General features: G+C 63.8%; 15 protein-coding genes, 2 tRNA genes and 1 pseudogene. 15 read left to right on the forward strand and 3 right to left on the reverse strand.

Annotated features, from left to right (window positions below):
- From dnaA to gyrA, 6 genes are all read left to right on the forward strand, one after another.
- The coding region (gene dnaA / locus EET10_RS00005) for a chromosomal replication initiator protein DnaA (RefSeq protein WP_167480104.1) at positions 1-1500 on the forward strand (1500 nt) is incomplete at its 5' end.
- 513 nt (positions 1501-2013) lie between these two features.
- Positions 2014-3213, forward strand: coding sequence for a DNA polymerase III subunit beta (gene dnaN / locus EET10_RS00010; RefSeq protein ID WP_036404694.1), 1200 nt, complete (start codon positions 2014-2016; stop codon positions 3211-3213).
- Between the two features lie 20 nt (positions 3214-3233).
- Positions 3234-4400: a DNA replication/repair protein RecF gene (gene recF / locus EET10_RS00015; RefSeq protein ID WP_122501797.1), complete on the forward strand. Its 1167-nt coding sequence runs from the start codon at positions 3234-3236 to the stop codon at positions 4398-4400.
- A complete protein-coding gene (locus EET10_RS00020) occupies positions 4397-4951 on the forward strand; it encodes a DUF721 family protein (protein WP_036404701.1) in 555 nt (184 codons plus the stop codon). The genes recF and EET10_RS00020 overlap by 4 nt, the downstream gene beginning before the upstream one ends.
- Before the next feature lie 255 nt (positions 4952-5206).
- On the forward strand, positions 5207-7234 hold the full coding sequence (gene gyrB, locus EET10_RS00025) for a DNA topoisomerase (ATP-hydrolyzing) subunit B (RefSeq protein ID WP_036404704.1): 2028 nt from the start codon (positions 5207-5209) through the stop codon (positions 7232-7234).
- Between the two features lie 34 nt (positions 7235-7268).
- The gene (gyrA, locus tag EET10_RS00030) at positions 7269-9785 is read left to right on the forward strand and encodes a DNA gyrase subunit A (RefSeq protein WP_122501798.1); all 2517 of its coding nucleotides are present in this window, start codon (positions 7269-7271) and stop codon (positions 9783-9785) included.
- Between the two features lie 34 nt (positions 9786-9819).
- Here the strand turns inward: gyrA and EET10_RS00035 are convergent, their stop codons facing one another.
- Both EET10_RS00035 and EET10_RS00040 read right to left on the reverse strand, forming a co-directional pair.
- On the reverse strand, positions 9820-10062 hold the full coding sequence (locus EET10_RS00035) for a DUF1918 domain-containing protein (RefSeq protein ID WP_036404711.1): 243 nt from the start codon (positions 10060-10062) through the stop codon (positions 9820-9822).
- A gap of 184 nt (positions 10063-10246) precedes the next feature.
- Positions 10247-12111: pseudogene (locus tag EET10_RS00040) on the reverse strand (potassium transporter Kup).
- Between the two features lie 330 nt (positions 12112-12441).
- On the opposite strand from EET10_RS00040, the gene EET10_RS00045 reads away from it, so the two are divergent.
- The 4 genes from EET10_RS00045 to EET10_RS00065 all read left to right on the forward strand — a co-directional run bounded on the left by EET10_RS00045 (position 12442) and on the right by EET10_RS00065 (position 14725).
- Entirely contained in the window at positions 12442-13329 is an 888-nt protein-coding gene (locus EET10_RS00045; protein WP_036404717.1) for a DUF3566 domain-containing protein, read from the forward strand.
- A 59-nt stretch (positions 13330-13388) separates the two neighbouring features.
- Positions 13389-13462, forward strand: a tRNA-Ile gene (locus tag EET10_RS00050).
- 166 nt (positions 13463-13628) lie between these two features.
- A tRNA-Ala gene (locus EET10_RS00055) sits at positions 13629-13701 on the forward strand.
- Positions 13702-14392: 691 nt separating this feature from the next.
- A complete protein-coding gene (locus EET10_RS00065; protein ID WP_136622865.1) occupies positions 14393-14725 on the forward strand; it encodes a hypothetical protein in 333 nt (110 codons plus the stop codon).
- On the opposite strand, the gene EET10_RS31875 is transcribed toward EET10_RS00065, so the two are convergent.
- On the reverse strand, positions 14722-14964 hold the full coding sequence (locus EET10_RS31875; protein ID WP_280177760.1) for a ComF family protein: 243 nt from the start codon (positions 14962-14964) through the stop codon (positions 14722-14724). The genes EET10_RS00065 and EET10_RS31875 overlap by 4 nt on opposite strands.
- A 68-nt stretch (positions 14965-15032) precedes the next feature.
- Here EET10_RS31875 and EET10_RS29065 point away from each other — a divergent pair, with 68 nt between their 5' ends.
- The 5 genes from EET10_RS29065 to istB all read left to right on the forward strand — a co-directional run bounded on the left by EET10_RS29065 (position 15033) and on the right by istB (position 18707).
- Positions 15033-15293 carry a hypothetical protein gene (locus EET10_RS29065; protein ID WP_136622866.1) on the forward strand — a complete coding sequence of 87 codons (261 nt, stop codon included), beginning with the start codon at positions 15033-15035 and terminating at the stop codon, positions 15291-15293.
- Between the two features lie 399 nt (positions 15294-15692).
- Positions 15693-15965, forward strand: coding sequence for a hypothetical protein (locus tag EET10_RS30365; protein ID WP_063467355.1), 273 nt, complete (start codon positions 15693-15695; stop codon positions 15963-15965).
- On the forward strand, positions 15877-16278 hold the full coding sequence (locus EET10_RS32085) for a DNA-processing protein DprA (RefSeq protein WP_425461699.1): 402 nt from the start codon (positions 15877-15879) through the stop codon (positions 16276-16278). The genes EET10_RS30365 and EET10_RS32085 overlap by 89 nt, the downstream gene beginning before the upstream one ends.
- Positions 16279-16377: 99 nt before the next feature.
- On the forward strand, positions 16378-17898 hold the full coding sequence (istA, locus tag EET10_RS00085; RefSeq protein ID WP_122501925.1) for an IS21 family transposase: 1521 nt from the start codon (positions 16378-16380) through the stop codon (positions 17896-17898).
- Positions 17895-18707, forward strand: coding sequence for an IS21-like element helper ATPase IstB (istB, locus tag EET10_RS00090; RefSeq protein ID WP_122501800.1), 813 nt, complete (start codon positions 17895-17897; stop codon positions 18705-18707). Before istA ends, istB begins: the two co-directional genes overlap by 4 nt.
- Positions 18708-18774: the final 67 nt, after the last annotated feature.

Here is an 18774-nt window from a genome sequence, read left to right on the forward strand (position 1 = left end):
GTGTGGAACGCGGTCGTCTCCGAACTCAACGGGGAACTCAACGCTGACGGCGTTTCGGGCACTGGCACCACCCTCACCACCCCCCTCACCCCTCAGCAACGAGCATGGTTGAACCTTGTCCAACCGCTCACCATCGTCGAGGGGTTTGCGCTGTTGTCGGTCCCGAGCAGCTACGTGCAAAACGAGATCGAGCGTCACCTGCGTACCCCGATCACCGACGCGCTGAGTCGACGACTCGGCCACCAGATCCAACTCGGTGTTCGCATCGCGCCACCTCCACCCACCACCGACGCCGACGAGGGCGCGCAACCGGCCGATGATCCCGGCCTGGAAGTTTCACGGGACACATCACCTGAAACCCCAGGAGACGCCGACTACCCCGACGAGACCGTCGGCAGCCCTCGACCCAGTTGGCCCACCTACTTCACCAAGCGCCCGTCGGGCACCGATGCGGTCGCTGCCACCGGTGGAACCAGCCTCAACCGCCGCTACACGTTCGACACCTTCGTCATCGGCGCCTCGAATCGGTTCGCGCACGCCGCCACCCTGGCCATCGCCGAAGCACCTGCGCGCGCCTACAACCCACTCTTCATCTGGGGCGAGTCAGGACTGGGTAAAACTCACCTCTTGCACGCCGCCGGCAATTACACGCAGCGATTGTTCCCGGGGATGCGGGTCAAGTACGTCTCCACCGAGGAATTCACCAACGACTTCATCAACTCCTTGCGTGACGACCGCAAAGTCGCCTTCAAGCGCAGCTACCGCGACGTCGACGTGTTGCTCGTCGATGACATCCAGTTCATCGAAGGCAAGGAAGGCATTCAGGAGGAGTTCTTCCACACCTTCAACACGCTGCACAACGCGAACAAGCAGATCGTCATCTCCTCCGACCGGCCGCCCAAACAGCTCGCCACACTCGAGGACCGGCTGCGGACGCGGTTCGAGTGGGGCCTGATCACCGATGTGCAGCCCCCGGAGTTGGAGACCCGCATCGCGATCTTGCGCAAGAAGGCACAGATGGAACGGCTCGCGGTACCCGACGATGTCCTAGAACTCATTGCCAGCAGCATCGAACGCAACATCCGCGAACTCGAGGGTGCACTGATCCGGGTCACCGCATTCGCTTCGCTGAACAAGACCCCGATCGACAAAGCCCTGGCTGAGATCGTGCTGCGCGACCTCATCGCCGACGCCACCGCCATGCAAATCAGCGCGGCCACCATCATGGCGGCCACCGCCGAATATTTCGACACCACGGTCGAAGAGCTGCGCGGACCAGGCAAGACCCGATCGCTGGCCCAGTCGCGCCAGATCGCGATGTACCTCTGCCGAGAGCTCACCGATCTGTCGCTGCCCAAGATCGGTCAGGCGTTCGGCCGCGACCACACCACGGTCATGTACGCCCAACGCAAGATCTTGTCCGAAATGGCCGAACGCCGCGAAGTCTTCGACCACGTCAAAGAGCTCACAACAAGGATCCGTCAGCGTTCCAAGCGATGAGTCCGGGCCATTTCCGGCCGCCTTCTGTGAAAAAACTTCTCTCCCGCCAGTCACAGCAGCCACGCCCATCCGGTGTGTGTAGTTATGTGCACAGCCTCTCGAAACTCGGTTGCACACTTCAGCCTTCGTTGTCACACCCGCCGATTCATCCCCAGCAGCTCACACGGCCTACACAGCCCTCAATGTCGTCATCCACATCCCGGTTCGCCGCCTAGCAGCACCGACACCGGGCCATCCCCAGAACTCACACCCCTTATTACTGTTATTGAAATCTATTCGAGGGTTGTCCTTAGAAGAACGGGTCTGGGGACACCCGCCACACAGCGTCCCTCCCGAGGGTGCGCAGCCCGACATGTCGGCGTTGACGATTAGCTTTCAACTTGGGGCCAGACGTTCTACGGTTGTTGTTCGACTGCCGTTGCGGCGTTATGTCACGGGCGCAGTCGCGATGCCGGCGGCGGGAGCTGGCTCATGGATCTAGGGATCGAACTCACGGTTAGGTGAAGGGACGCAATGGACGCGGCTACGACCCAGACTGGTCTCACCGACTTGAAGTTTCGCTTGGTGAAGGAGTCGTTCGCCGAGGCGGTGTCATGGGTGGCGAAGAACCTGCCGACCAGGCCGGCCGTGCCGGTGCTCTCAGGTGTGCTCTTGACGGGCTCGGACGACGGGCTGACAATTTCCGGATTCGATTACGAGGTCTCTGCCGAAGTACGGGTTGCTGCTGAAATAGCTTTTCCGGGAAGTGTTTTGGTTTCAGGCCGGCTGTTGTCCGACATCACTCGCGCCTTGCCCAATAAGCCGGTCGATTTCTACGTCGACGGCAACCGGGTCGCCTTGACCTGCGGAAATGCCAGGTTCTCGCTGCCGACCATGGCGGTGGAGGACTACCCGACGCTGCCGGCGCTGCCCGATGACACCGGCACGTTGCCGTCGGATCTGTTCGCCGAGGCCATCAGCCAGGTCGCCATCGCGGCCGGCCGTGACGACACACTGCCCATGTTGACCGGTATCCGCGTCGAGATCTCCGGTAAGACGGTGGTTTTGGCGGCAACCGACAGGTTCCGCCTGGCGGTGCGCGAATTGACGTGGACCGCATTGTCGCCGGACATCGAGGCGTCGGTGCTGGTGCCGGCCAAGACATTGGCCGAGGCCGCCAAAGCCAACAGTGACGGATCTGATGTCCGGCTGTCATTGGGTGCCGGCACCGGCGTCGGTAAGGACGGGCTGCTGGGGATCAGCGGTAACGGCAAGCGCAGCACGACCCGGCTGCTGGACGCGGAGTTTCCGAAATTTCGCCAACTGCTGCCGGTCGAGCACACCGCGGTGGCCACCGCAGATGTGGCGGAGTTGACCGAAGCGATCAAGCTGGTCGCGTTGGTCGCCGATCGCGGCGCGCAGGTCCGCATGGAATTCGCTGAAGGGACGCTGCGGCTTTCCGCCGGCGCCGACGATGTCGGACGAGCCGAGGAAGACCTTGCCGTCGACTTCGCCGGTGAACCGTTGACGATCGCGTTCAACCCGACATATCTGACCGACGGTCTGGGGTCGTTGCATTCCGAGCGGGTGTCTTTTGGTTTCACCAACCCGGGAAAGCCGGCTCTGCTGCGTCCCGCATCAGCCGAGGATGCCACGCCGACCGGTAATGGTCCCTTCCCGGCGACGCCGACGGACTACGTCTACCTGCTGATGCCGGTTCGGTTGCCGGGCTGATCATTGTGGTGCCGAAGTAGGTGTACGTCCGGCATTTGGGATTGCGTGATTTCCGCTCGTGGGCACACGCGGACCTTGAATTGCACCCGGGGCGGACCGTGTACGTTGGTCCGAACGGGTTCGGAAAGACGAATCTTATTGAGGCACTGTGGTATTCGAGCACTTTGGGTTCACATCGGGTCGGCACCGACGCGCCGCTGATTCGGACGGGGGCCGACCGTGCGGTGATCTCGACGATCGTGGTCAGCGACGGTCGAGAATGTGCGGTGGACCTCGAGATCGCCGCGGGGCGGGCGAACAAGGCCCGGCTGAACCGGTCACCGGTGCGCAGCACCCGCGAGGTGGTCGGGGTGTTGAGAGCAGTGCTGTTCGCTCCCGAGGATTTGGCATTGGTCCGCGGGGATCCGGCGGATCGGCGTCGCTACCTGGACGATTTGGCGACGGTGCGCCGTCCGGCCGTGGCCGCCGTGCGAGCCGATTACGACAAGGTGCTGCGGCAACGTACCGCGCTGCTGAAATCCGTGGCGGGCGCACGGTATCGAGGGGACCGCGGTGTGGTGGACACGCTGGATGTCTGGGATAGCCGACTGGCCGAACACGGCGCCGAATTGATGGCCGCCCGTATGGATTTGGTGAGCCAATTGGCCCCGGAGGTGGCGAAGGCGTATCAACTGCTGGCGCCGGAGTCACGCACGGCGTCCATCGAGTACCGGGCCAGCATGACGTCGGTGATCCCCGGATCTGACGAACCTCACGGGATTGCCGATCGTGGGTACCTCGAGGCCCGGCTGTTGGCGGCGCTGGCCACGCGTCGTGGCGCCGAGGTGGAACGTGGGTTGTGCCTGGTCGGTCCGCACCGCGACGACCTGGAATTGCGGTTGGGTGACCAACCTGCCAAAGGTTTTGCCAGCCATGGAGAGTCGTGGTCGATGGCGGTGGCGCTGCGGCTGGCCGCCTACGAACTGTTGCGGGTCGAGGGTAGTCACCCGGTGTTGTTGTTGGACGACGTTTTTGCCGAACTGGATACCAAGCGCCGTCGGGCTCTGGCGAGTGCGGCGGAGTCGGCCGAGCAGGTTGTGGTGACCGCGGCGGTGGCGGAAGACATTCCGGCGGGTTGGGACGCGAAACGGGTGCACATCGATTTGCGTGAGGGTGATGACGGACGAGTATCGGTGGTGTCAGCGTGAACGGCGAGCAATCAAGACCGGAGCACACCCCACAACCCGACAACGGCATCGACTTGGTTCGACGCACCCTGGCAGAGGCGCAGGCCGCCGCTCGTGCCCGGGGACGGGATGTCGGGCGCGGACCGGTACCGCAGCCGGTTTCCTCGCGACGCGTCGCCGGACAGCGCCGAAGCTGGTCGGGTCCGGGACCTGATTCTCGCGATCCGCAACCGTTGGGCAGGCTAGCCCGCGAACTGGCGAAGAGGCGCGGTTGGTCCGGACGTGTTGCCGAGGGCACCGTGCTGGGCCAGTGGGCTTCTGTCGTCGGCCAGCAGATCGCCGACCATGCGACTCCCACCTGTCTGGACGACGGTGTGCTCAGCGTGACCGCCGAATCGACCGCATGGGCCACGCAGTTGCGGATCATGCAATCCCAACTATTGGCCAAGATCGCGGCCGCGGTGGGCAACGGCGTGGTGACCACGCTGAAAATCACCGGCCCGGCCGCACCGTCGTGGCGGAAAGGGCCGCGACACATCGCCGGTAGAGGGCCTCGCGACACCTATGGCTAACCCATAACCCGGGTCCATCAATCGTCGGCCCTCGCTGCATTTCGGCCACGTCTGAAATCCACCAGGACGAAGCGGACCCGCATCCCCGACGTCCGGACGCGTCCTTCAAGAAGATATCGAGCGCACGGCGCAGTTAGATAGGTGGAAACGCGCCTAGAGAATCGGTGCGGACAGGTGCTCACGGTACAGTAGGTACACGACCTGCTGCGGTGACTGGACCGCTCGCATTGCAACCCCGAGGAGAGCTTTCGGACCGTGGCTGCCCAGAAGAAGAAGCCCCAAGACGAATACGGCGCTGCATCCATCACGATTCTCGAGGGACTAGAGGCCGTCCGTAAACGCCCGGGCATGTACATCGGCTCGACCGGTGAGCGTGGTCTGCACCATCTCATCTGGGAGGTGGTCGACAACGCGGTCGACGAGGCGATGGCCGGTTATGCGGCCACCGTGAGCGTGGTGCTGCTCGAGGACGGCGGTGTCGAGGTGACCGACGACGGCCGCGGAATCCCGGTCGCGGTGCACGCCTCCGGCATACCGACCGTGGACGTGGTGATGACCCAGCTGCACGCCGGCGGGAAGTTTGATTCCGATGCCTATGCGATATCGGGTGGGCTGCACGGTGTCGGTGTCTCGGTGGTCAACGCACTGTCCACCCGGCTGGAGGTGGAGATCAAGCGCGACGGCCATGAGTGGTCACAGGTTTACGAGAAATCGGAACCGATGGGACTCAAGCAAGGCGCGCCGACGAAGAAGACCGGCACGACGGTGCGGTTTTGGGCCGACCCCAATATTTTTGAGACTACCGAGTACGATTTCGAAACCGTCGCACGACGATTGCAGGAGATGGCGTTTCTCAACAAGGGGCTGACCATCAACCTGACCGATCAGCGGGTGACCCAGGACGAGGTGGTCGACGAGGTGGTCAGCGACGTCGCCGAGGCCCCGAAGTCGGCCAGCGAGAAGGCGGCCGAATCCGCCGCGCCGCACAAGGTCAAGAGGCGTACCTTCCACTATCCCGGTGGGCTGGTTGACTTTGTCAAACACATCAATCGCACCAAAAATGCCATCCACAGCAGCATCGTCGACTTCTCCGGTAAAGGCCCCGGCCACGAAGTGGAGATCGCGATGCAGTGGAATGCCGGCTATTCGGAGTCGGTACACACCTTCGCCAACACCATCAACACCCATGAGGGCGGGACCCACGAAGAGGGGTTCCGCAGCGCGCTGACCTCCGTGGTCAACAAGTACGCCAAGGACCGTAAGCTGCTCAAGGACAAGGACCCCAACCTCACCGGCGACGACATCCGGGAAGGGTTGGCCGCGGTGATTTCGGTCAAGGTCAGTGAGCCGCAGTTCGAGGGTCAGACCAAGACGAAACTGGGCAACACCGAGGTGAAGTCGTTCGTGCAGAAGGTGTGCAACGAACAGCTCACCCATTGGTTCGAGGCGAACCCGGCTGATGCCAAAACCGTTGTCAACAAGGCAGTCTCATCGGCGCAGGCCAGGATTGCGGCCCGTAAAGCCCGCGAGCTGGTGCGCCGCAAGAGCGCAACTGATCTCGGCGGTCTACCGGGCAAGTTGGCCGACTGCCGCTCGACTGATCCCCGAAAGTCCGAACTGTATGTGGTGGAGGGTGATTCAGCCGGCGGCTCGGCGAAGAGCGGCCGCGATTCGATGTTTCAGGCAATTCTGCCGTTGCGCGGCAAGATCATCAACGTCGAGAAGGCTCGCATCGACCGGGTGCTGAAGAACACCGAAGTCCAGGCGATCATCACCGCGTTGGGTACCGGTATTCACGACGAATTCGACATCGCGAGGCTGCGGTACCACAAGATCGTGCTGATGGCCGACGCCGACGTCGACGGCCAGCACATCTCGACGTTGTTGTTGACGTTGTTGTTCCGCTTCATGCGTCCGCTCATCGAGAACGGTCACGTGTTCCTGGCCCAGCCGCCGCTGTACAAACTCAAATGGCAACGCTCCGACCCCGAATTCGCCTACTCCGATCGTGAGCGTGACGGGTTGCTGGAGGCAGGGCTCAAAGCCGGCAAGAAGATCAACAAAGAAGACGGCATCCAGCGCTACAAAGGTCTGGGCGAAATGGATGCCAAGGAATTGTGGGAAACCACCATGGATCCGTCGGTGCGGGTGTTGCGTCAAGTGACGTTGGACGACGCCGCAGCCGCCGACGAGCTTTTCTCCATCTTGATGGGTGAGGACGTGGATGCACGCCGAAGCTTTATCACACGCAACGCCAAGGATGTTCGCTTCCTAGATGTCTAAAGCGTGCCCGCGCACAGTTACAAACGAGGAATAGATGACAGACACGACGCTGCCCCCTGGTGACGACTCGCTCGACCGGATCGAGCCGGTCGACATCCAGCAGGAGATGCAGCGCAGCTACATCGATTACGCGATGAGCGTCATCGTCGGCCGCGCGTTGCCAGAAGTGCGCGACGGGCTCAAGCCGGTGCACCGGCGGGTGCTTTACGCGATGTACGACTCGGGTTTTCGCCCGGACCGCAGCTACGCCAAGTCGGCACGGTCGGTTGCCGAGACGATGGGTAACTACCACCCACACGGCGACGCGTCGATCTACGACACCCTGGTGCGCATGGCGCAGCCGTGGTCGCTGCGCTATCCGCTCGTTGACGGTCAGGGCAACTTCGGTTCGCCGGGCAACGATCCGCCGGCGGCCATGAGGTACACCGAGGCTCGGCTGACCCCGTTGGCAATGGAGATGCTGCGCGAAATCGACGAGGAGACAGTCGATTTCATCCCCAATTACGACGGGCGGGTGCAGGAACCGACGGTGCTGCCCAGCCGGTTCCCCAACCTGCTGGCCAACGGTTCCGGCGGTATCGCGGTGGGCATGGCCACCAATATCCCGCCACACAACCTGCGCGAACTGGCCGACGCGGTGTTCTGGGCGCTGGACAATTACGACGCCGACGAAGAGACGACGCTGGCCGCGGTCATGGAACGGGTCAAGGGCCCCGATTTCCCCACCGCGGGGCTCATCGTCGGATCCCAGGGTATCGCCGACGCGTACAAGACCGGTCGCGGTTCCATCCGGATGCGCGGAGTCGTTGAGGTGGAAGAAGATTCGCGCGGCCGCACCTCTTTGGTGATCACCGAGCTGCCGTATCAGGTCAACCACGACAACTTCATCACGTCGATCGCCGAGCAGGTCCGCGACGGCAAGCTTGCCGGTATCGCCAACATCGAAGACCAGGGCAGCGAGCGGGTCGGCGTGCGCATCGTCGTCGAACTCAAACGCGACGCCGTGGCCAAGGTGGTGCTCAACAACCTCTACAAGCACACCCAGTTGCAAACGAGCTTCGGCGCCAACATGCTGTCCATCGTCGACGGGGTGCCGCGCACGCTGCGGCTCGACCAGATGATCCGCTACTACGTCGAGCACCAACTCGACGTCATCATCCGGCGCACCCGCTACCGGCTTCGAAAGGCCAACGAGCGGGCCCACATTCTGCGCGGCCTGGTCAAAGCGCTCGACGCGCTGGACGAGGTGATCGCCCTGATTCGCGCATCGGAGACCGTCGACATCGCCCGGGCGGGGTTGATCGAGCTGCTCGACATCGATGAGATCCAGGCCCAGGCCATCCTGGACATGCAGTTGCGTCGCCTGGCGGCACTGGAACGTCAGCGCATCGTCGACGACCTCGCCAAGATCGAGGCCGAGATCGCCGACCTGGAAGACATCCTGGCCAAGCCCGAGCGACAGCGCGGCATCGTGCGCGACGAACTCGGTGAGATCGTCGACAAGCACGGCGACGACCGTCGCACCCGGATTGTCGCCGCCGACGGCGATGTCAGCGACGAAGACCTGATCGCGCGCGAGGACGTCGTGGTCACCATCACCGAAACCGGCTATGCCAAGCGCACCAAGACCGACCTGTACCGCAGCCAAAAGCGCGGCGGGAAGGGCGTACAGGGCGCCGGTCTCAAGCAGGACGACATCGTCGCGCACTTCTTCGTCTGCTCGACCCACGACTGGATCTTGTTCTTCACCACTCAGGGCCGGGTGTACCGTGCCAAGGCCTACGAGTTGCCCGAGGCCTCCCGCACCGCGCGCGGCCAGCACGTCGCCAACCTGTTGGCCTTCCAGCCCGAGGAGCGCATCGCCCAGGTCATCCAGATCCGCGGTTACGAGGATGCGCCGTATCTGGTGCTGGCCACTAAGAACGGATTGGTCAAGAAGTCCAAGCTGACCGACTTCGACTCCAACCGCTCCGGCGGCATCGTGGCGATCAATCTGCGCGACAATGACGAGCTGGTCGGGGCGGTGCTGTGTTCGGCCGAGGATGACCTGTTGCTGGTTTCGGCCAACGGGCAGTCGATCCGGTTCTCGGCGACCGACGAGGCGCTACGGCCGATGGGACGGGCCACCTCCGGGGTACAGGGCATGCGGTTCAACGCCGACGACCGGCTGCTGTCGCTGAACGTCGTCCGTGAAGGCACCTACCTGCTGGTCGCTACGTCGGGCGGCTACGCCAAACGCACTGCGATCGAGGAGTACCCGGTGCAGGGCCGCGGCGGCAAGGGTGTACTGACCGTGATGTATGACCGTCGGCGCGGCCGGCTGGTCGGAGCGTTGATCGCCGACGACGACAGCGAGTTGTACGCAATCACCTCCGGAGGTGGCGTCATCCGGACGGCGGCACGACAGGTTCGCAAGGCGGGACGTCAGACCAAGGGTGTCCGCTTGATGAACTTGGGCGAGGGCGACACCCTGTTGGCGATCGCACGCAACGCCGAGGAAAGCGAGGAGGCGGTCGGGGAAACCGACGACGGCAACGGCTCGGGCAACTAACCGGTGGCCGCGGTGAAGCTCAGCGACGTGCCGGCTATGTCGCGGGGTGTCCGGCCCGGTCGGCAGCGCGTCGTGCGGCCTCCTCGTGTTCGGCCGCGCTGACGACGACCGCATCCGAACCCGGATACACCGTCGCCTCGTGTCCGGTCACCAGCCAACGCACCACGTACGGTGGTGAGCCGTCTTGGGAACGCACCTCGGTGATCTCCGCATGTTGGTCGTGTCGTTCGGTGGTGGTGCCCTTGACCACGAGGTAGTCGCCAACTTTCGCTTTCATCGCGCGCTTCCTTCCCTCTCGTGAGAACCGCCGATCTCTCTCCATGGTGCGCGCGGAGGTCACCAAACGGAAGTACGAGTGACATCCACCGCTAACAGCTTTGCGCGGCCCGCGTGTCACGGTGACGCGGGCAAGACGGCGCTGCCCTGTTGCGAGAGACTGCAGTGGCGGAAGTGATCTGGTGTCAGATCTCGATTCGTGAACCGATGATCACTGTTCGGTCGAGCGGCAGGCTGAAATATGCGGCGGCGTCGGCAGTGATGTACGACGTGGCGATGAACAGGCGCTTGCGCCAAGACGACATGGTGGCGTCCGCCCCGGCCGTCAATTCGATTTTCGACAAGAAATAGGAAGCTGTGTCGATGTCGAGAAGGCCCTCCGTCTCCTTGGCGTCGAGCAGGCTCAGAGCGTGCGGGACGTTGGGCCTTTCCATGTATCCAAAGCGGGCGCTGACGTGAATGATCCCGTCTTGCGAGTAGCCCAGGCTGTCGATAGTTGTGCGTTCTGCATCGGGTACTCGCGGCACCGGCATCGTGTCGATCGACATGATGACGACGTTTTCGTGCAAGACGCGGTTGTGCTCGACGTTGGCTCGCATCGCCAGTGGCGCAGTCTCGTTGCCGCGGTTGAGGAACACCGCCGTTCCCGGGGTGCGCACCAGCGGCGGATCGTATTGCCGTAGCTCCTCGACGAACCCACGCAGCGGCCCTTCCTCCCGCTCGCGCACCCGGGTGACGATCACCCGGCCCTGCTGCCAGGTGGTCATCACGGTGAACACGGCCAGGCCGATGAGTAGCGGTAGCCAGGCGCCATGCACGAGTTTGGTCAGGTTTGCGGCCAGGAACATCAGATCGACCAGCAGCAACGCGCCGCCGCCGATCAGCACCAGCCATAGCGGGGTGCCCCACCGGGTTCGGGCGATGTAGAGGAACAGCAGAGTAACGATCGTGATCGTTCCGGTCACGGCCATCCCGAACGCAAAGGCCAGCGCCGCCGAGCTGCGGAACGCGAACACCAGTGTCAGCACGGCAACCATGAGCACACCGTTGATCCACGGCACATAGATCTGACCGATCGTCGACGCCGAGGTGTGTTCGATGCGCAGCCGCGGCAGGTAGCCCAGCCGAGCCGCTTGGGATGCCACCGAATACGCGCCGGTGATCACTGCCTGCGATGCGATCACCGTTGCGGCCGTGGCGAGCAGCACCATCGGGATCCGCGCCCATTCCGGGGTGAGCAGAAAGAAGGGAGCCCGCACCGCGGTCTTCTCGCGGAGCACCAGTGCGCCCTGACCGAAATAACTCAGCGTGCAGGCCGGCAGCACGAGAAGCAGCCAACCGAGCGAGATGGACCGGCGACCGAAGTGACCCATGTCGGCATAGAGCGCCTCGGCTCCGGTGACCGACAGGACGACCGCCGCCAGAGAAAAGAAGGCGATGTGGAAGTGACCGGCCATGAATGCCAGCGCATAGGTCGGCGACAGCGCCTTCAAAATCTCCGGGTTGTCGGCGACGCCGAATAACCCGGCAGCGCCGATCACCACGAACCAAGCGATCATGACCGGTCCGAAGAGCCGCCCGACCGCCTGGGTGCCGTGACGTCGAACAGCGCCATGATGATTACCGCTGTAATGGGCACGACCCAGTCTTCAAGACCTGGCTCGATCACCTTGAGACCCTCTACCGACGACAGCACGGATATCGCCGGGGTAATCATGCTGTCGCCGAAAAACAGTGCCGCGCCGAAGATTCCCAACGCAGCCAAGGTCTTCGCGGTGCGACGACCTCGCGCGCCGCCGCCGCGCCGGATCAAGGTGATCAGCGCCATGATGCCGCCCTCGCCGTTGTTGTCGGCACGCATCACAAGTGTGATGTAGGTCAGCGTGACGATGATCATCACCGACCAGAAGATCAACGACACGATGCCGAAGACGTTGGCCTGGGCAATCGGCACGGGGTGTGGGTCGCTGGGGCTGAAGAGCGTCTGAATCGTGTAGATAGGGCTGGTGCCAATGTCGCCGAAGACGACCCCGAGCCCACCGACGACCATGGCGACACTGGCCGTGGGCCCGCCGGTGGCCGACTGAGGAGGGGACGCGGTGAGCGAGTCCGCTTTCACGGCGAGTCCTCGTACTTTCGGTTGTGGCGGTTGCGGTGCGGCGGATCGATCGTAATCCGCGGATGACCGGTCGGGCGCCGTCCGGCTAGAGGGGCCGGACACGGGGTCGTCTTCGGCGACATTGGCACCACGCTTGGGGGCCGCATCGATGACGGTGGGTCCGGTGTTGTCACCGCCCGGTGACGATCCGGATGGCGGATCCGCCGCCGAACACCAGGGCAACTAGACTCAGCGACCTGGGTACACATGTTAGGAGTCGGGGTGACCTCACCGAACGAGCCGGGCGCCCCCAATACGGGCGACTTACCGAATGGGGATGCGGTGGCAGAGCGTGCCGGTGCACACCGGGCGACGACCGGACCGGGCCGCCCATCAGAGCCCGCAGACGCTGCGTCGCGGCACCGAGGTGGCGCCTGGCCGTCTCAGCCCGGGCAGTGGCAACCGAACGATCCGCCGACCGACGTCCGGCCACCCGGCCCGAGTTCGGCCGTCGACGCCCGGTTGAACCGCTTCATCACCGGGACCTCGGCGCCGTCGGGTGTCCCGTCCGGGCCGGTGAAGACCAGCCCACCGGAGCCCGACGACCTTCCGGCCCGCAGTGACGGTCCACCGGTTGAGGCCTACGCCAGCGAGTTGCCCGATCTGTCGGGACCTATCCCTCGGGCACAGCGCAGGCCCGCGCCCGACCGTCCGGTCGACGCGCCGGCACCTACGACCGCCGTCAGCCGTCCGGTGAGCACCGAATCCCGGGAATCCCGTGTGCACGTTTCGCCCCGGCGTGGCCGCGGACCGGTGCGGGCCAGCATGCAGATCCGGCGGATCGATCCGTGGAGCACGCTGAAGGTGTCGCTGCTGCTGTCGGTGGCCCTGTTCTTCGTCTGGATGATCTCGGTGGCGTTCCTGTACCTGGTGCTCGGCGGCATGGGCGTGTGGGCCAAGCTCAACAGCAACGTCGGCGATCTGCTCAACAACACCAGCGGAAGCAGCGCAGAACTGGTCTCCAGCGGCACGATCTTCGGCGGCGCCGTGCTGATCGGCTTGGTCAACATCGTTTTGATGACCGCGATGGCCACCATCGGGGCGTTCGTCTACAACCTCACCACGGATCTGATCGGCGGCATCGAGGTGACGCTGGCCGACCGGGATTAGCATTTTGGGGGTGGGGCGGCGAGTGCGGTAATCTCGTCGCTCGGCCGTATCCGGAATCCGGGCCTATAGCTCAGGCGGTTAGAGCGCTTCGCTGATAACGAAGAGGTCGGAGGTTCGAGTCCTCCTAGGCCCACGACCATGTGCCCGTCAAGGTGTTGCGTGAGGCTCGCGCGATCACTGGCAGCGATCGCTGCGGTGGTGGCGGTGGTGGTGCGGGCGCGGCGCAACGCCGAAGTGTGGCACGCGGCGCCGGATCCCACCTCTGATCACGCGCCTGGTCACCCACCTCGCAATGACGAGGGGCCTTAGCTCAGTTGGTAGAGCACCGCCTTTGCAAGGCGGGTGTCAGGGGTTCGATTCCCCTAGGCTCCACAAATCGAAATGCATGACGTCGGGTGATGCTGGACATTTCACCTTCGGGTGATGCCCGACAGTTGCTTCGGCTGATGCCTGACACTCCCGGGATGAGGGAGTTGAGCGTCAGGTCGACCAGCAGCTCCGGGCGTTTGTCGCGGCCGCTGTTGCGGCAGCCGACTCCGACGACGACTGCGCGAAGGATGGTGACGAACAGGCCTGGGACCCCTCGGCCCTGTGACCCGCTTGTGCTGCAGCGAAGGGCACACTGCGCGCGCGACTCATTCATTGCTCGCGTTAGCCCGCCGGCGACCAGGCGGGTACCGAGGAATGTCGACAACCTGCGCTGCATCCTCAAGCCCGAGCACGACGTCTCGGACATGATGCTTACGCCATGCGAGGATCATCCGCAGCAGCTTCTTGGGATCGGTCGGTGCCGCAGCAACTATGGCCGCAACCAGTTCACTTCGCCGGACGTTTGCACCTGCCTCATTCGCGACATCGACGAGTTGGTCAAGACGTCGGTCGACTGGGAACGGCCAGCTGATCGCAGCGGGTTTCGGCGCGGTTCGCGACGCTAGTTGGTCTGCGTCTAGCCGCATGCCGTGCTGATCTACCATGGCACCTCGCTCGGCGCGTCTTGTAGGTCCTTTGTATTTAGGAAATACAATCTACATATTGATTCAGAACATATTTAGGACGAATTTGGGTGGATATGACGAGCATGCGCGAACCAGCCCTGGTGTTCGAGCCGATCGTGGATATCCGTGATGTGCTTGAGTCCTACCTCGTCGATCAGGTGCTGCTAACTGACTGGCAACAAAAGCTGACATCGGCTGCGGCCCGGTTGCTGGAGCTGGCGCAAGCGTGGTCTGACGGAGACCTGCTTGACCTCGCGCGGTTGACGGGGCACCTTGCCGCCGAGCGTCTGACCGTCGATACAGTCCTCGCCCGGACTGCGGCAGACAACGCGGCGCGGGTGTTGGAACAGGTCCGTATTCCGGGCGTCCCGCGTCCTGAGGACGAAGACTGGGCTTTCTAACACGACTTCATTGTTCTGACGGCGGCGAGGCCTGCAACGGCGGTTGCGCCAGCTGCGCGAAGCGCGCGTGCGGTTTCCTGAGCTGTCGCTCCGCTGGTGTATACGTCATCGACGATCAGCACGCGCTTTCCTGAAATGTCCACGGGGCAACGGAATTGCCCTTCAAGTGCCGTGGCTCGATCCGTGGGATTAAGGCTCTTCGCTGGCGCACGGAATGCCTGTATCGACTGGCAGCGCACTAGCTGACGTCGCGTTGGTGTGCAACTGCCGCAGCGACGCGCGATCCAAAGCTCAGGACACTCGCGTCGTGGCCCGGGACAGCGACAATCGCGTCGACCGTTGCCAGACGGGGATGCTGCTCGATGAAGTCGACAATCTCGCCAACGACCTTCAGTCCCACGTGCCGCTGCATCTTGGCATCGGCTTTGTACCTGTACTTACCGCGATGCACGAGGTCAGCGAGATCGGTGTGCCCCCCAAGCACGTCGTCAACGATCTTGTTGTACCAGTCAAGCGCGATCGCGAAGTCAACCGACGTCCCACAAGGGACTATGACGACCCCGTGTAAGAGGTCGAGGAGTTTCGACGTCGGGGCGGACGGGCAAGGGCCTGCGCCGTCGAGCATGTGGTGGCCATAGAATGTGGCCCAGGCTCTGCGCACATACCTCCTATCAGTCAGCTGAACTTGCGTGACAGCACCTTCTGGGCCAGCGATACGCAGTATGTGTCCACCGCGCGGCGTCGCCTCGAAGTCATGTTCTGTGACGTACGAGCCGCCCCGATTGCTCGGCCCGCGTTGGGACAAATCTCTGATTACCATGCAACCCACTTGAACTAATTTCCGTCATATATGGTCGCGTGCGTTGCCGACATTCACGGCACGCGACACGCCACGCAATGGGTTGATGCGAACGTACGTTCGATAGTATCGTAGGTGCTTAGCCTCAGGCGCCGAGGAGGTGGCTCGATGGACACCGACGCGCTTGTCCGTTTGCAGTACGCGGTGGCTGCGACTCGCTACGGCGGAGGGCAGAAGACCATGGCCATGAGGGTCCGTGGTACCGGCGTGCGTGCCTTCGAAGATGTCGTCAGCGCACTTCAGCTCGAAGTCCGTCGAAGCATCGAGGAACAAGCTCGAGAGCTTCTGGATCGTGGAGTCGACGCCATCCTTCTCGGTCAGCCCGGTTTCCCAGAGCACCTTGCATCCGTCTCGTCAGGCGCCGGCAGCTCTATTCATTAAAGGCCCACGTCAGCTGCTTGAACAGCGCGCAATCGGTATGTGCGGTTCACGGCATGCAAGTTCTGAAGGATTGCGAGCGGCTCATGCATGTTCGGATGCTGTCGCTCGCCGCGGATACAGCGTGGTATCTGGTTACGCGAAAGGCGTGGATCTAGTGGCCCATTCCGCAGCACTTGCGAGTGGAGGTACGACCGTCATAGTGCTCGCGGAAGGGATGAACAATTTCCGCATTCGACGCGGTGAATTCATGTCCGTGGCCATGAAAAAGTACCCACTGGTGGCCAAGTCGAGGTATCCGTTTTTGGCCAGATAAAAGTATCCACCCCGTGTTCGTCGTGTCGATCAGGAACTGCGGGCCCCGATGGTGACGGTGAAGGCGCCAACCACTCAGCGCCACCACCGGGGAGTTCCATTGAAATCTGCGAAGGACCGAATGGACATCATTTCCGCCTACCAACAGCTCGGGTCGTATAGGGCTGCCGCCGAGCACTGCGGCACCACCCACCGCACCGTCAAGAAGATCGTGGACAAGTTCGAGGCCGACCAGGCCGGCGTCCCGCCACCACCGCGGGCCGAACGGGCCCACAACTACGACGCGGTCGCCGATCTGGTCGCCGAACGCGTGGAGAAATCGAAGGGTCGGATCTCGGCCAAGCGGCTGCTCCCGAAGGCCCGTGCGGCGGGCTACACGGGTTCTGATCGTAACTTCCGCCGCCTCGTCGCGGAGGCGAAAGCGTTGTGGCGCAGCACCAATCACCGAGGCCGTCGTCCAGCCGTGTGGGAACCCGGTGAGTACCTGGTCATCGACTGGGCTCAAGTCGGACCGGGGTTGTTCCTGTTCTGTGCGGTGCTGGCGTTCTCGAGGTGGCGCTTCGTGCGCTTCGCCACCAACGAGCGTGCCTCGACCACGTTGGCATTGATCGCCGAAGCCCTGGCCGCCGCGGGTGGGGTCCCGGCGCGGGTGCTGGCCGACCGGATGGCCTGCCTCAAGGGCGGGGTCGTGGCCAACGTCGTCGTCCCGACTCCGGACTACGTCCGGCTGGCCGGTCACTACGGCTTCGCTCCCGATTTCTGTCATGCGAGTGACCCGCAGTCCAAGGGCATCGTGGAGAACCTGTGCGGCTACGCCCAGGACGATCTTGCCGTCCCGCTGTTGACCGAGGCCGCCGTCACCGGAACACCGGTCGATCTGCGTATCGCCAATGCCGCGGCGGAGGTGTGGTGCGCGGAAGTGAACGCCGCGACCCATTCGGAGATCTGCGCGGTTCCCGATGAACGGTTGATCGTCGAACATGAACTGCTGCAACCACTCCCATCCCTGCGACTGCAGATCGGGGCACCATCGGTGCTGCGCAAGGTCGACCGCCTGTCCTGCATCCGGTACGGGTCGGCGCGCTACTCGGTGCCGATGCGGTTGATCGGCACCACGGTGGCCGTGGTCGTCGACCACGGCGCCATCTGTCTGCTGGAGCCCGGCACCGGGGTGATCGTGGCCGAACACGAACTCGTCGCACCCGGCGGCACCTCGATCCTCGATGAGCACTACGACGGACCCCGGCTAGCACCCAGTCGCGGCCCGCGCCCGAAGACCATGGTCGAGAAGCAGTTCTGCGACCTCGGCGCCGATGCGCAGGCGTTCCTGGTCGGCGCCGCGGCGATCGGCAACACCCGGCTGGCCTCGGAGTTGGAGATCCTGCTCGCCCTCGGCGCGGCCCACGGCACCGACGCCCTGGTCTCCGCGCTGCACCGGGCGGTGGCGTTCCGCCGGTTCCGAGCCGCCGACGTGCGTTCCATCCTGGCCGCGGGCACCGGGGCGCCGCAGCCCCGACCCGCTGGCGACGTGCTCATCCTCGACCTGCCCGTGGCCCCGACCCGCTCCCTGGACGCCTACAGGATCACCCCCGCCGTGGCCGATGGCGAGGTGATCCCATGAGCAGGACGCCACCCATCACCGACGCTGAACCCGTTGCACCGAAATCGATTCCACCCCTCGCCGCCGATCTGGATGCCGGGTTGCGACGGTTGAAACTGGCCGCGGTGCGGCGCACCGCACCCGAAGTCCTGATCACCGCCAAGACCCAACGCTGGACTCCCGAGGAGGTTCTGCGCACGCTGGTCGAGACCGAACTGGCGGCCCGCGACGCCTCGAACGTCGTCAACCGCCTCAAAGCCGCGGCGTTCCCCGTGCCCAAGACGTTGGAGAGCTTCGACGTGGCCGCCTCCTCCATCCCGCCGAAGACCTTCGACTACCTGTCGAGTCTGGAATGGATTCGCGCGCAACAGAATCTGGCGATCATCGGCCCCGCCGGCACCGGCAAGTCCCACACCCTGATCGGGTTGGGAACCGCCGCGATCCACGCCGGACACAAGGTCCGCTATTTCACCGCCGCCGACCTCGTCGAAACCCTCTACCGCGGCCTGGCCGACAACACCGTCGGCAAGATCATCGAATCGCTGCTGCGGGTCGACCTGATCATCCTCGACGAACTCGGGTTCGCCCCCCTCGACGACACCGGCACCCAGTTGCTGTTCCGGCTCGTCGCCGGCGCCTACGAACGCCGCTCGCTGGCCATCGGATCGCACTGGCCCTTCGAGCAGTGGGGCCGCTTCCTGCCCGAACAGACCACCGCGGTCAGCATCCTCGACCGCCTCCTGCACCACGCCACCGTCGTCATCACCGACGGTGACTCCTATCGCATGAAAGACGCCAAACACCGGAAGGAGACGCCCACACCAACCTAGGAACTACCGCACGGGGTGGATACTTCTATCTGGCCACCAGCGGATACTTCAACCTGGCCATTGACAA

The sequence above is a fragment of the Mycobacterium pseudokansasii genome, from assembly GCF_900566075.1.
Taxonomy (GTDB): domain Bacteria; phylum Actinomycetota; class Actinomycetes; order Mycobacteriales; family Mycobacteriaceae; genus Mycobacterium; species Mycobacterium pseudokansasii.

Coding starts and splice junctions, on each gene's coding strand:
- dnaN (WP_036404694.1), top strand. CDS start 2,014: ATGGACGCGGCTACGACCCAGACTGGTCTCACCGACTTGAAGTTTCGC.
- gyrA (WP_122501798.1), top strand. CDS start 7,269: ATGACAGACACGACGCTGCCCCCTGGTGACGACTCGCTCGACCGGATC.
- EET10_RS00035 (WP_036404711.1), bottom strand. CDS start 10,062: ATGAAAGCGAAAGTTGGCGACTACCTCGTGGTCAAGGGCACCACCACC.
- EET10_RS30365 (WP_063467355.1), top strand. CDS start 15,693: ATGGACACCGACGCGCTTGTCCGTTTGCAGTACGCGGTGGCTGCGACT.
- istB (WP_122501800.1), top strand. CDS start 17,895: ATGAGCAGGACGCCACCCATCACCGACGCTGAACCCGTTGCACCGAAA.